Annotated in this window: 13 protein-coding genes; 8 read left to right on the forward strand and 5 right to left on the reverse strand. The window is 61.6% G+C overall.

The genetic code is table 11. From position 1 onward, the window contains the following. The first annotated feature begins 307 nt into the window (after positions 1–307). The 6 genes from GSQ73_RS11400 (at position 308) to GSQ73_RS11425 (ending at position 5,411) form a co-directional block, all read left to right on the forward strand. Positions 308–2,392: a beta-L-arabinofuranosidase domain-containing protein gene (locus GSQ73_RS11400; RefSeq protein WP_158884085.1), complete on the forward strand. Its 2,085-nt coding sequence runs from the start codon at positions 308–310 to the stop codon at positions 2,390–2,392. A 143-nt stretch (positions 2,393–2,535) separates the two neighbouring features. Continuing rightward, positions 2,536–3,306 (forward strand): TIGR00266 family protein, encoded by a 771-nt coding sequence (locus GSQ73_RS11405; RefSeq protein WP_158884087.1) that lies wholly within the window; start codon positions 2,536–2,538, stop codon positions 3,304–3,306. 118 nt (positions 3,307–3,424) lie between these two features. Then, positions 3,425–3,796 (forward strand): hypothetical protein, encoded by a 372-nt coding sequence (locus tag GSQ73_RS11410; RefSeq protein ID WP_158884089.1) that lies wholly within the window; start codon positions 3,425–3,427, stop codon positions 3,794–3,796. A gap of 73 nt (positions 3,797–3,869) precedes the next feature. Continuing rightward, positions 3,870–4,112, forward strand: a complete 243-nt coding sequence (locus GSQ73_RS11415; protein ID WP_158884091.1) for a hypothetical protein — start codon at positions 3,870–3,872, stop codon at positions 4,110–4,112. A 97-nt stretch (positions 4,113–4,209) separates the two neighbouring features. Then, positions 4,210–4,695, forward strand: a complete 486-nt coding sequence (locus GSQ73_RS11420; RefSeq protein WP_158884093.1) for a hypothetical protein — start codon at positions 4,210–4,212, stop codon at positions 4,693–4,695. 140 nt (positions 4,696–4,835) lie between these two features. After that, positions 4,836–5,411, forward strand: a complete 576-nt coding sequence (locus GSQ73_RS11425) for a dihydrofolate reductase family protein (RefSeq protein WP_158884095.1) — start codon at positions 4,836–4,838, stop codon at positions 5,409–5,411. A 113-nt stretch (positions 5,412–5,524) separates the two neighbouring features. Here GSQ73_RS11425 and GSQ73_RS11430 read toward each other — a convergent pair whose 3' ends face one another. Then, the gene (locus GSQ73_RS11430; RefSeq protein ID WP_158884097.1) at positions 5,525–6,151 is read right to left on the reverse strand and encodes a TetR/AcrR family transcriptional regulator; all 627 of its coding nucleotides are present in this window, start codon (positions 6,149–6,151) and stop codon (positions 5,525–5,527) included. Positions 6,152–6,258: 107 nt separating this feature from the next. Here GSQ73_RS11430 and GSQ73_RS11435 point away from each other — a divergent pair, with 107 nt between their 5' ends. Further along, positions 6,259–7,317 (forward strand): aldehyde reductase, encoded by a 1,059-nt coding sequence (locus GSQ73_RS11435; RefSeq protein ID WP_174236098.1) that lies wholly within the window; start codon positions 6,259–6,261, stop codon positions 7,315–7,317. 60 nt (positions 7,318–7,377) lie between these two features. Here GSQ73_RS11435 and GSQ73_RS11440 read toward each other — a convergent pair whose 3' ends face one another. The 4 genes from GSQ73_RS11440 to GSQ73_RS11455 all read right to left on the reverse strand — a co-directional run bounded on the left by GSQ73_RS11440 (position 7,378) and on the right by GSQ73_RS11455 (position 11,551). Further along, positions 7,378–8,046 (reverse strand): hypothetical protein, encoded by a 669-nt coding sequence (locus tag GSQ73_RS11440; RefSeq protein WP_158884099.1) that lies wholly within the window; start codon positions 8,044–8,046, stop codon positions 7,378–7,380. A 214-nt stretch (positions 8,047–8,260) separates the two neighbouring features. Continuing rightward, positions 8,261–8,833, reverse strand: coding sequence for a hypothetical protein (locus GSQ73_RS11445; protein WP_158884101.1), 573 nt, complete (start codon positions 8,831–8,833; stop codon positions 8,261–8,263). Between the two features lie 52 nt (positions 8,834–8,885). Beyond that, a complete protein-coding gene (locus GSQ73_RS11450) occupies positions 8,886–10,955 on the reverse strand; it encodes a tetratricopeptide repeat protein (RefSeq protein WP_158884103.1) in 2,070 nt (689 codons plus the stop codon). A 203-nt stretch (positions 10,956–11,158) separates the two neighbouring features. Beyond that, positions 11,159–11,551: a MerR family transcriptional regulator gene (locus tag GSQ73_RS11455; RefSeq protein ID WP_158884104.1), complete on the reverse strand. Its 393-nt coding sequence runs from the start codon at positions 11,549–11,551 to the stop codon at positions 11,159–11,161. Positions 11,552–11,624: 73 nt separating this feature from the next. Between GSQ73_RS11455 and GSQ73_RS11460 the strand changes: the two genes are divergently transcribed. Then, positions 11,625–12,512 (forward strand): oxidoreductase, encoded by an 888-nt coding sequence (locus tag GSQ73_RS11460; protein ID WP_158884106.1) that lies wholly within the window; start codon positions 11,625–11,627, stop codon positions 12,510–12,512. The last annotated feature ends 30 nt before the right edge of the window (positions 12,513–12,542 follow it).

The following is a 12,542-nucleotide window of genomic DNA, read 5'->3' on the forward strand; positions in this document are numbered from 1 at the left end:
GAGCCAAAAACACTCACGCATGAGTCTCCAGGGGTCAACGATGAGTCTTTTTGCTTCATCGCCGAGGCAAAAAAACTCACGCCTGAAGCTTCCGAACCTCAACGATGAGGCTGTTGTGCCTCACGCATGAGGCTGTTGAAAAGCTTTTCCGGCCTTCGCCGGAATGAATCCCTACTAAGCGAGGGAGGAAGTCTCAGCCGTCTATTTGTAGTATCAATACCGCACCGCCGAGAAGCGCGAAGTTGCCGTGGCATACGCCCGCGCTCGTGCCCGCAAAACCGGCGAACCCAGTGCGGAGACAAAAGGCATGACCGAGCGCAACCCCTTCCAGGCCAGACGCGATTTTCTGCGCGCGTCCGGTGCGCTGGGCCTGGCGACGATGTTGCCCGCAGCGGTGCGTGCCGCCATCACCGATACCAGGTCTGCGACGACGAACAAGGTCGGCGCTGCCTCCAACACAGCAACGCCATCTCTCGCCCCACTGGCCCCACAACCCTTCCATCGGCTGCCCGCAGGCGCCATCCAGCCCGCCGGCTGGTTGCATCGTCAGCTGGAGATCCAGGCCTCGGGGCTCGGCGGACATCTGGATGAAACCTGGGCCGATGTCGGGCCTGACAGCGGCTGGCTCGGCGGCAGTGGTGAATCCTGGGAACGCGGCCCGTATTTTCTCGACGGCCTGCTTCCGTTGGCGTGGCAATTGGATTCGGCGCCGCTGAAGGCGAAGGCGCAGAAGTTCATCGACTGGACGCTGGATCATCCCTGGCCCAACGGCATGTTCGGTCCGCGCAGCAATGACGACTGGTGGCCGCGCATGGTCATGCTCAAGGTGCTCACGCAGTACCACGAGCTCACCGGCGATGCACGGGTGATGCCGCTGATGACGAATTATTTCGTCTACCAGCTGGGCGCACTGCCGGCGCGGCCGCTGCGCGACTGGGGTCGCTCGCGCTGGCAGGACGAGTTGCTGTCGGTGGTGTGGCTGTACAACCGCACGGCCGATCCGCGCCTGTTGCAACTGGCGGCGTTGCTGCACAAGCAGGGCTTCGACTGGCAGGGCATGTTTGCCGACTTCCCGTTCAAGCAGAAAGTCGATGTCGCCAAGCTCAAGGCGGAAGGCGGCGGCGATGATGTCTTCATGGAAGACCTCGGCCAGCGCGTGCACGGCGTCAACATCGCCATGGCGCTGAAATCCTCACCGGTGTGGTCGCAGCTGTCGGGCCATGCGAGCGATCGCGATGCGGTGCATCACCAGCTGTCGATGCTGGACACGTATCACGGCCTGCCGAACGGCATGTTCTCGGCCGACGAGCATCTGGCCGGGCGCAATCCATCTCAGGGCACCGAGTTGTGCACGGTGGTGGAGACGATGTTTTCGCTGGAGGTGGCGCTGGCGATCACCGGCGATCCGGCGCTGGCCGACCGGCTGGAGACGATTGCGTACAACGCGCTGCCGGGCACGTTCACCGACGACATGTGGGCGCATCAGTACGATCAGGAACCGAACCAGGTGGAGTGCAGCCTGCATCGGCGGCCCTGGACCACCAATGGTCCGGAGTCGAACCTGTTCGGACTCGAGCCGCACTTCGGCTGCTGCACCGCCAACTTCCATCAGGGCTGGCCCAAGCTCACGCAAAGTCTGTGGATGGCCACCGAGGACGGCGGCATGGCGGCGATGGTGTATGCGCCATGCAGCGTGCAAACGGTGGTGCAGGGTGCGCCGCTGCGCATCGAACAAAGCACCGATTATCCGTTTCGCTCGCGCGTGGAGATCGTGCTGCATCCGGCGCGGGCCGTCGCGTTCGCACTGAAGTTGCGCATTCCCGGCTGGGCCACCGGCTCGACGTTGTCGGTGAATGGACACGCGCAACCAACGGAAAAAGCCGGGCGTTTCGTGACGCTGCAACGTGAGTGGCGACCGGGCGACACGATCGCGCTGAGTTTTGCGAGCGCGCCGATCACCGTGTCCGGTTTCAATGATTCAGTGAGCGTGCGCGATGGCGCGCTGGTGTTTGCATTGCCGATCGCGGAGTCGTGGATCAAGTGGCGCCCGCGTGGATTGACCGCCGACTGGCAGGTGTATCCCGCGTCGCGCTGGAACATGGGCCTGCCGGAAAACCCGAGCTTTCACAGGGCCGAACATCCGGTCGGGCCGATACCGTTCTCGCGCAAGCAGCCGCCGGTGACGCTCACTGTGCAAGGCCGCCCGGTGGCGAGCTGGAAAACGGAAGAGGGCGCTGCCGACCCGGTGCCCAAACGGCCACAAGCCGATGCCGCCGACGCGCCCGTGATGCTCACGCTGATGCCGTACGCGGCGCCCAAGCTGCGCATCACGGCGTTCCCGCTGCTGGCGCCGGGAAGCAACGATCATCCCAAGGACGACCATCTGGTTTGAGGGACGCAGGGCGTGGAAACACTCGGTCCGATGGCATGGCCTGTTCGTCCTGTATTGCATTGCCGGGCGATCCGCTAGCCTTTGCTGCGTTGCCAACGCTCGCCCGACTTTCGCGTCACCACCTTTCATCAGGAGAACGTTTCATGCAGACCCGTATCCAGGGCACGGTGATGCCCGTGCTGGAAGTGCAGCTTGATCCGAACGACAGCGTGTACGCCGAGAGCGGCGAGCTTTCGTGGATGACATCGTCGATCCAGATGACCACGCACACGCAGATGGGCGGCGGTGGCGGGTTGCTCGGCATGTTCAAGCGCGTGGTCGGTGGCGGCAGTTTTTTCATGACCGAATATCGCGCTGTGGGTACGCAAGGCGAAGTGGCGTTTGCGACCAAGGTGCCCGGCCATATCGTGCCGGTGCCGGTGAGCCCGGGTAACGAATACATGGTGCATCGGCATGGGTTTCTGTGCGCCACACCGCAGGTGACCCTGGGCGTGGGCTTTCAGCAATCGCTGGGCGCGGGCATCTTCGGTGGCGACGGTTTCCTGCTGCAGAAAATCGGCGGCAACGGCACGGCGTGGCTGGAACTCTCCGGCGAACTCATCGAGAAGAACCTCGCGCCCGGCGAAACGCTGCGCGTGCATCCCGGACACGTCGGCGCGTTCCAGTCGTCGGTGAGTTTCCAGATCACCACCGTGCCCGGCATCAAGAACGCGATCTTCGGCGGCGACGGCATTTTCCTCGCCGCACTCACCGGCCCCGGCACTGTGTGGCTGCAAACGCTACCCATCTCAAGACTCGCCCACCAGATCGCCGAATACCTGCCATCCGGCGAAGGCCGCTCCGCATCGATGGGCGTTGGTGGTGGACTGCTCGGCGGCATCGTCGGGTCGATGCTTGATCGGAATAACAATTGAGTGAGTGAAGAGATAAGGGAAAGCTGTGAGCTTTCGGGTGTCACGGATTTGTCTGAGCCATCACGCGCATCAAGTCGACTCGACACGGATTTGTATCTTTCAGGGCTGGGGGAAACGTATGGCTAACCAATTTCACGTCATCGAAATCCATCTTTGGATTCTTACGGGACTGTTGGTGCTGATTCTGGTGTCGACTAACTACACCCGTATCAAGAACGAAGCTGCGGTTACGCCCTACCAGCGCGCGAAAGACATGTGGGAGCGTGAGCAGTTTGCGGAACTGCGCGATTACACGAAGAGCTACCTGAAAGAGCGCCCCAACACGGATGGTGTTCTGATGTTTGACGCCATGGTCGCCATGCATTTCAAGGATTACGATCGGGCGCGCTGGGCCGTCGGAAAGCTGTCGAAATCCCTGAATTATCATGAGATGGCCAGCAAGATCATCGGATTGATCGACGCCGAGGCGGCACCAGTAGAGCCAACATGACGCACAACGCCAACGCAAAGTGCGGAGCAGGTCAAACCCCGCTATCGTGCCGCTCTGCTCACGAACCGACACCATGACGAAAAACTACGAACCACCGCTGACCACGAACCCGCACGGCCCGCTCTATCGCGTGGACAAGGCGATCAAGGCAGCGCAGTTGCAGCTGGATGCCGCCATTGACGCGAAGCGGCATCACACCAGCCAGAACCTGGCGCACGAAGTGATCAAGGAAGCGCGCGAAGGACTCAAGAAGTCCGAGCTTCTGCGCATCATCAGAATCAAGGAACTCGCGCAGAAGGCGGCGGAGAGCGAGTAAGCGATCGGCAGAACGAAAGGGGTTGAGTTGGTTACTTGTGGTAACGGGGGAAGCCATGATCGGAAGACTAGTGACGGCGGTGGCGTGGGCTCTGGCGATGAGTGCAATCGTGCATGCAGAAGAGCCGAAGCCCGGAACGGGCACGAACATACAGACCGTACATCTTTCCGAGATCGTTCCGGCGCGTTGCGTAGCGGTGACGGCTGATGGCGGCGTAGCCACCATCGTGCTTTCGCGAGAAGAACTAGATGGTCTCGCCGGCTTCGACAAGCCGGTCGATGACAACAATGCTTTGACTCGGCAGGCATGGATCAACGGCACACGTGCCAAGGCATTGCTCACGCAACTCGGAGCGATTGATGCGCGTGGTTGCCAAGTCGTGCAGGGGACTTTGCCTTTCGATGTCCGTTTCGTGGTCGGGCTGCTACTTGAAGAGGGCCACGCTACGATCTTCACCCGACAACTGAATCTGCCGGAACCCGTTCTTGAGATTCGTCACGTGAATAAGCGTTTCTTCGGATGGGAAGAGTTTCGACTACTCAATGGCACGCAGGTGTGGAGCTACGACACCTGGACTGCCTGAGCGGTTGGCCAAACGCGCCTCGGGCAGCGTCTGGCGCTCACACAAACTCCGCGTTCGTGCGAGTTGTCGAAATCGGCTGCCGTCGTTCGTCGTGGTAATGAAGGCAGGCAACGGGCTAACGATCAACAAGGAGATTCAAGATGAGAAAGCTCAAGATCATGGAACACATCTCGCTGGACGGCGTGATCCAGTCCACCGGCGAAGACGGTTTCCCGTACACCGACTGGACCGCGCCGTATCGCAGCCCGGCCGGGCGCGATGCATTGCTTGCGACGCACGGCACGCATTACGACTTGCTGCTGGGTCGCCGCACGTATGACATGTGGTCGGGCGTGTGGCCCAACGCGCCAGCCAGTCCGATGGGAGATTCGATCAAGGCGGCCACGAAATACGTGGTGACAAATCGCCCGGAAAGCCTCGAATGGGGTCCGTATGAAGCGGTGGAGGATGAGGTCGAAGGCGTGCGCCGGATCAAGTCCGACGGCAGCAAGGACATCCTGCTCTGGGGCAGCTCCACGCTTACCTCGACGCTGCTGGAACACGGGCTGGTCGACGAAATGGTGTTGATCGTCTACCCGGTGCTCATAGGCACGGGCAAACGTTTCTTCGCCGAAGGCAGCCCGGCGCGTTCGTTCTCGCTCGTCGGTTCAAGCACCACGCCGACCGGCGTCATGCTCAACAAGTACGAGTTCGTCGGGCCGTTGAAAGGCGGCTGAGTTTGACGATGTGATGTTGTTGGTGTCGACAGAGATGTGGACATCGCTTCATGCTTACAGTGGTCAGCGTAAAGCGGCGAAGACGATCAGCGATCACGCCACCGTGAAAGAAATCAGGAAGATTTTTTCCTGCCGGTTTCTTTCGCGGGTGGCTGGATCAACCCGTCGAACACGACCGCCAGCAGTTGCACGAGTTTTTCTTCGCTCGCGTTCGCCAGCGCGGGCAGGGCGATCATCTGGCGCATCACCTGGAAGCCGGAAATAACCGCCAGCAGCAAGCCGGCGCGTTCGTCGGCGAGTTTTCCATCGAGCGATTTCGCGACCGTCTTCAGGTGATGCGCCGCGATCATGTCGCGGCCGATTTTCGCTGCGCTCGGGCTGGACGCGGAATGGAACGTGATGAGGAATCCATCCAGCGGCGCGATATCGGCGCGGGTCATTTTCACCAACGCTTCGGCCAGCGCTCGCCCGGGATTCGGCGCATCCATGATGCCGCCGGCGATCAAGCTGTTGGAGGTCATCGTCTGCTCCACGACCTCGGTGAACAGTTGCTCCTTGGAACCAAAGTAGCGGTTGACCAGCATCGCGGTGACGCCGGCACCCGATGCGATTTCGCGCACGCCCGCACCATCGTAACCGGCGCGGGCGAACGCGCGTCGCGCGGAATCGAGGATCGCGACACGTGTCGCGGTGGCGTCACGTCGGCGGGCAGCAACAAGCACGGCAGTCGGTGTTTTCATCACGTGAGTCTACGGGCGTAGACATCGATCCGCAAGTTATGTATACATATGTAGACAAGCTGCCTTGGACGCCGGAATCCATCCGGTGGGGCAGCGGGAGAAAACGCATGAAGATGTCGAATGAGCCGCAGACTGTCCTGGTGACCGGCGGCACCGGATTCATCGCCCAGCATTGCATCCTCGCGCTGTTGAATGCGGGCTATCAGGTAAGAACCACGATTCGTACGCCGAAGCGCGAGGCGGAGGTGCGAGAACAACTGAAGGTCGGAGGTGTCGAGGCCGGCGATCGTCTGTCGTTCGTCACTGCGGACTTGGGTTCCGACAACGGATGGGCCGAGGCAGTCGCTGGTTGCACCTATGTGCTGCATGGCGCTTCCCCCACGCCTACCGGCGAGCAAAGCAGCGAAGAAGAGTGGATCAGACCGGCCGTCGATGGAAACTTGCGCGTGCTGCGGGCTGCACGCGATGCAGGCGTGAGGCGCGTGGTATTGACCTCGGCGTTCGGTGCGATCTGCGCCGGTCACAAGAACATCAGCCGGCCGTTCGACGAAACCGATTGGAGTGATCTCACAGCCAGCGGCGTCTGGCTGTACCAGAAATCGAAAACACTTTCCGAACGCGCCGCGTGGGATTTCATCGCGCGCGAAGGTAACGGGCTGGAGTTGTCTGCGATCAATCCGACCGCGGTGCTTGGCCCGGTGCTGGGCGCGGACTATTCGCACTCCATCCGCCTGATCAAGAATCTGTTGGAAGGGCAGCCGGGATGCCCGAAGATCAATTGCGGCTTTGTCGATGTGCGCGACGTGGCGGATCTGCATCTGCGCGCCATGACGAATCCCGCCGCCAAGGGTCAGCGCTTTCTCGCGATTTCCGGAGACAGCTTGTGGATGATCGATGTCGCGAATGTGCTGCGCAAACGCATGGGTGATTCAGCTCGCAAGGTCACGCGGCGCGTCTTGCCCAACTGGGTGGTTCGACTCGGCGCACTAGCCGATCCCGCGATGCGCGGTGCCGTACCCTTGCTCGGGCGAAACATGAATGCCACCAGCGAGAAGGCCGTGCGACTGCTCGGCTGGTCGCCACGCCCGCGCGAGGAAGCCATCGTCGCCACTGCGGAAAGCCTGGTTCGTTTTGGTCTGGTGGCTGGCGCGAAAGAGGCGCGGTGAATGTCGTCGGAGCGAACCTGGATGTTGTTTCCGATCAGCTCGATGCGATGTCGTCGATTCTCACTGCCCGAACTTCAGCAGCAGAGTTGTAGCGCCGAGGATGAGCACGGTGGTCAGCACGAAGTTGGTGATGACGATCGCCGATGAGCGCAGCAGGCCGGCGCCGCTGAGGTGGCGATAGACCATCATGCGTGCGCCGATATACCAGACGACGCTTGCAATGCACAGAACGAGGCCCGCGATGTGCAGCGTGTGTCCGCCCTCTCTCGCGACGAGCGATGACAGTGAAAAAAGAATCGCGAACGGCGCCGCGAGATAACTCTGGATATAAAACGGGCCGCGCAACGTGTCGCGGTCCACGCGTTGTCGAGTGCGGTACATCGTCCATGCGGCGGCCACGAGCGCATAGGCGCTGAAACACACGCAGCGGAACAACAGCAAGCCTTGTTCCGATCCGAAGATCGCCTGCCCGATGCGATTGTGCGGATACGCCATGGGTGGCGCAAAAATCAGTTCCGCCACATGCGCCAGCAGCAGCGAGAGGATCAACGTCAATGGCGGGCTGATCGCTTCGGCGAACTGTCGGTCTTGCTCCTTGCCCATCTCGCGCAAGGTGTAATCCGCCATCGCCACCGGATGTCGCAGGATGCGAAACAAGGTACGCGGATAGAACACCAGCCAGCTCATGATTTCGTAAAGGAACTCTTCGAACGACCGGAGGATCTTCATGAAATCCATCGCACGCTCCTGAGGCGAGGTGAAAAAAGCTGATGCTGGACAGGGAAGCTCATCTTCGTCATTACGGTGAAAGCCGGAATCGCACTTGTGCTGCGCACCCTTCAGGGTCTGCGTTGACGGAGGTGCTGGAGCCCACGCGTACAACGAGTGACAAGAGTAGCGATCGACGGCGCTGTACCAGTGACGCCGCGGTCACGCCGCTCGCTCACGCCGAAAGCAGTTGCAGGTTGGCGATCATGAAAACGATCCCCAGCAGTGCGAGGACGATGGCCGTTGCGGTATCCAGCCACGTGCTGCGCGCACGCAGCGCCAGCGCACCGATCAGCGCAGCGAGGATGGCGAATTTGGACGCGCCAAACCAGTGAGCCAGGGTGTGTTCCCGATGGGCGATGAGGATCAACGCCATGATGGCGAACGCCAGTTGCAACGTCTTGTAACGCCCGCCTTTGCGCAAGTGGTATTCGCGAAGGTTCACCACCGCGTGTTCCGCGGTCTTGTCGGGCATCACCAGATCGCAGAACGCATACAGCACGCTGACAAATGCCAGCGGTATGAGGATGTCCAGGGCGCTCCACAGGCGCTGGTCGTGTGATTTCCAGAACGCCGCCCAGTTGGCGATCAGCACCATGAATGCGATGGCGACCCAGAGCCCGTGACGCCACGACAGCTGCACCCGCTCCGCGTGGCGATACAAGCTGACGGCACCGCCGAGCATGTTCGTGAGCGCCAGCGACGTGATCACCGAAATCAGCCCGAACACGAATTCGAAACTCGTCATGCCTTGCTCCCCCGAGCCATGGATGCATGCAAGGTAGCTTGAACGCCAGACGTTAGTGCATCGGCGCACCATATCTCTGCAGCAATTGCCTGAACGCGGGATCGTTACGGATCGGGTCCCACTCGATTTCGGTGCGCAGCATGGCGGCGGTGAGGGTGTTGCCGTGATCCGTGCTCAGCAGTTGGTCGAGCAACGGCACGGCCTTGTCCGGCTTGCCGAGCTGGGACCATATGGCCGCCATGCTCAGCTGCACATAACCGCCGTCGTTCCACGACGTGGCGATCGGTTTCAGATCAACGGCGTGCAACCCTTCGCGCTCGGCGTCTGCGGCGCGCCCGAGGCGGGCGTAGAACCAGCCCAAATGCAGGCTTTGCCATGGATCGTTGGCATGCCCCGCATCGGCGAGGATCAGGTCGACACATCGAAGGTAATCGGTTTTCGCAAGGTCGCGATCGTGCGCGGCCCACTCGATGTCGGCCTGCATGCCGCATAGCCAATCGGGCGGGTGCACCGAGCCATGACTCGTCTTGATCAGCTTCAGCGCCTGTACGTAGTCGTGCATGCGATAGCGCGACACGGCACGATCGACCAGATGGGTAGGGTTGGCCTGCACGGTCACAGGCGCTGAAAGAACCATGGCATACATCGTGGCGCCGTCGCCGCTGACCATGTATGCGAGACGCGAGCGCAGGCCCCACGTGAGGCCTGCCTCGGGATTGATCTGCACCGCTTTCAGCAAGCTCTGGTCCGCCTGGGCGTACTGGCGCTTTTCCTGCTGGAGCTCGGCCAGCGCCTGCCACGAGAGCACGTTACGGGGATCGAGTTCGATTGCACGCTGGAGTGCGATGTTGCTGTCGTCAAGGTGACCGAGGTCGTGCTGGATTTTGCCCAGGGCGAGTTGCGCTTCGGCATTCTGCGGATTGAGCGCAAGCGCTTCCTTGAACTGTTCGGCGGCAGCCGCGTCGTCTTCTTCGGCCCAGAAGTGGTAGAAACCCGCGGCCACGTGCGCTTCAGTGGAATCCGGATCGAGCGCGAGAGCCCGACTGAAAGCCTGCCGGCTGTGTTCCAGCAGCGATGGCATGTCCACGTCAGCGAGGAACTCGACGGTCCACACGTAGGCATATCCGAGCCGCGCATAGGCGAGGGCAAACTGCGGATCGTCGGTGGTCGCCTGCTGGAAGGCGGCGATGGCCGCATCGATGTCGGCTTTCTGCCAGCTCACTTCGGCGCGCTGCTGCGCGGCCTCGCCTTTCAGCAGTGCATCGTAGGCATGCGGGTTGTGTGTGGGTGCGACATCCAGGTGCTGCTGTTCCTTCGGCAGCAGGCGCACCTGCAATGCGCCTGCCACTTGGGCTGCTACTTCGCTTTCGACAGTGAAGATGTGGCTGAGGTTGCGGTCGTAGGTTTCGGCCCATAGCGTCGCGTTCGTGTTCACGTCGATCAGCTGCAGGCTGATGCGCGCTTCGTCACCGCTTTTCTGCACGCTGCCTTCAAGCACGATATTGACGTTGAGTTCGCGGGCAATCGCGGACAGGCCATCCGGATGGCTCTGGTACTTCTGCGTGGAGTCGCCTGAAATAATCCGCAGTCCACTGAGCCGCGTCAGTTGCGCGCGAATCTGCTCCTGCATGCCTATCGCGAAATAGGCATTGGCGTGTTCGTCGGAGAGGTTTTCAAAAGGCAGCACGGCGATCGACTTCGCATTGGTTTCGATCGGTGGCGCTGTCGCCGGCGCTGGTGTTGCTGCGACGGCATGCGTTGCAGACGCGCGATGCGATGACCACATGGCGACACCCACGCCGAGCGTGGCGAGCACCAGAATGCCAATGGCGACATCGACGCGGTGGCCGCGCTTGCGGCCCGATTCGTGCACCGCGGAGTCATCATCGCGATGCACGCCATCCGGGCGCATTTCGTAAGCCCACGCGAGAATCAGTGCAATGGGAAATCCACCCAGCAGTGCCAGCACGGCGAACTGCTCGGTCCAGGCGGGAAACGAGAACACCGGAAATACCTGAGTGACAATCTGCACCAGCAACCAGCCGATGGCAGCGTAGACCACAGCCACGCGATATACGTGGCGACGCCGAAGCTCGACGAGCAGGGAATTGAATGCGCCCATGAATGAAGCTTTCCGAAACCGGAATCCATCGATACGTTCACCGGCGGCCAGTCCCCGTGCCGACGCGCGATCGCCCCCTTTGCCCGGCCGACTCTATCGCTGACCAGCAGCGTGAAGGAAGTGCGCGTCGTTCGCGGCTGGCGAATCGCGGCGATCAAGGGCATGGCTCATGCTCGCCTGATCGGCACCGATGCATACAGGCCTCAACAGCGCGCCCCACGAAACGCCGGCTCGACACCGCGCTCGCCCCCTTCCAGCCAGGCGACTTTGGCGCGCAGGTATTTGCGCATGGCGCGCATGCGTTCGGCCTGGATATCGAACGCTTCGAGCTGGCTGCGCATGATGGCGAGTTTGCGCTTGCGATCCATCGCGCCGGATTCGTATTCCTTGTTGAACGTGACGATCTGCCTGAGGGTGAAGCCGAGTTGCTGCGCGGTGCGGATGACCGCGGTGGTATTCAGGTCTTTATCGGTGAATTGCTGATAGCGGTTGCTGGCATTGACGCCGACGTTCGGCGTCAACAGGCCGAGCTTCACATACAGGCGCACGGCATCCCGGGTGAGGTCGGCGCGGCGGCAGAAGTCGGCGATCAGCATGAGGAACCTCTTGACTTGGGTGTATAGACCCTAGTTTAGACTGCCATTCACTGATTCCCCAAGGACAAGCGTCATGACCACAAACATCCCCACCGGAACGACGAAAAAGGTGGCGCTGATTACCGGCGCGTCGTCGGGTATCGGCGAGGCGACGGCACGACGACTGCTCGCCGATGGCTACGTGGTTTACGCCGCTGCGCGAAGACTCGAACGCATGCAGGCCTTGAAAACGGCCGGTGCGCGATTGCTCTCGCTGGATCTCACGGACGATGCATCCATCGTCGCTGCGGTGGACGCCATCCGACAGGCGGAAGGACGCCTGGACGTGCTGGTCAACAACGCCGGCTATGGTTCCTACGGCGCGCTGGAAGATGTGCCGCTGGATGAAGGGCGTCGGCAATTCGAGGTCAACCTGTTCGGGCTGGCGCGACTGATTCAGTTGAGCACGCCGATGATGCGCGCACAGCGCGGCGGCCACATCGTCAACATCACGTCGATCGGCGGCAAGATGCACGAGCCGTTGGGCAGTTGGTACCACGCCACCAAATTCGCCGTCGAAGGCCTGAGCGATTGCCTGCGCATGGAACTGGCGCCATTCGGCATCGAGGTCGTGATCGTGGAGCCCGGCGCGATCCGTACCGAATGGGGCGGCATCGCCCGTGACAGCCTCCTGCAGCATTCCGGCCACACCGCCTATGCGGAACAGGCCGACGCGCACGCGCGCCTGCTCGGGTCCGGCGAAGATTCCAGCATGGTTTCGGAGCCGGACGTGGTCGCCAGCACGATTGCCCGCGCATTGCACGCGCGCCGACCGCGAACGCGCTACGCGACCGGTGGAGGCGCGCGCACGATCCTGTTCTTTCGCCGGATCCTCAGCGATCGCGCGTTCGATGGCTTCATGCGGATGGTGGAAAAAGCCGCGGGTAAAGCTGCAAAGGCGTCGTCGAGTCGAATGCGGTGAATGCGCGTGCCATTCAGCGCGCGCCACCGT

This window comes from Rhodanobacter sp. L36 (genome assembly GCF_009765755.1).
GTDB lineage: Bacteria > Pseudomonadota > Gammaproteobacteria > Xanthomonadales > Rhodanobacteraceae > Rhodanobacter.

Excerpts from the sequence above, each read along its gene's own strand:
- GSQ73_RS11400 (WP_158884085.1), top strand. The coding sequence starts at position 308 with ATGACCGAGCGCAACCCCTTCCAGGCCAGACGCGATTTTCTGCGCGCG.
- GSQ73_RS11405 (WP_158884087.1), top strand. The coding sequence starts at position 2,536 with ATGCAGACCCGTATCCAGGGCACGGTGATGCCCGTGCTGGAAGTGCAG.
- GSQ73_RS11410 (WP_158884089.1), top strand. The coding sequence starts at position 3,425 with ATGGCTAACCAATTTCACGTCATCGAAATCCATCTTTGGATTCTTACG.
- GSQ73_RS11415 (WP_158884091.1), top strand. The coding sequence starts at position 3,870 with ATGACGAAAAACTACGAACCACCGCTGACCACGAACCCGCACGGCCCG.
- GSQ73_RS11420 (WP_158884093.1), top strand. The coding sequence starts at position 4,210 with ATGAGTGCAATCGTGCATGCAGAAGAGCCGAAGCCCGGAACGGGCACG.
- GSQ73_RS11425 (WP_158884095.1), top strand. The coding sequence starts at position 4,836 with ATGAGAAAGCTCAAGATCATGGAACACATCTCGCTGGACGGCGTGATC.
- GSQ73_RS11430 (WP_158884097.1), bottom strand. The coding sequence starts at position 6,151 with ATGAAAACACCGACTGCCGTGCTTGTTGCTGCCCGCCGACGTGACGCC.
- GSQ73_RS11435 (WP_174236098.1), top strand. The coding sequence starts at position 6,259 with ATGAAGATGTCGAATGAGCCGCAGACTGTCCTGGTGACCGGCGGCACC.
- GSQ73_RS11440 (WP_158884099.1), bottom strand. The coding sequence starts at position 8,046 with ATGAAGATCCTCCGGTCGTTCGAAGAGTTCCTTTACGAAATCATGAGC.
- GSQ73_RS11445 (WP_158884101.1), bottom strand. The coding sequence starts at position 8,833 with ATGACGAGTTTCGAATTCGTGTTCGGGCTGATTTCGGTGATCACGTCG.
- GSQ73_RS11450 (WP_158884103.1), bottom strand. The coding sequence starts at position 10,955 with ATGGGCGCATTCAATTCCCTGCTCGTCGAGCTTCGGCGTCGCCACGTA.
- GSQ73_RS11455 (WP_158884104.1), bottom strand. The coding sequence starts at position 11,551 with ATGCTGATCGCCGACTTCTGCCGCCGCGCCGACCTCACCCGGGATGCC.
- GSQ73_RS11460 (WP_158884106.1), top strand. The coding sequence starts at position 11,625 with ATGACCACAAACATCCCCACCGGAACGACGAAAAAGGTGGCGCTGATT.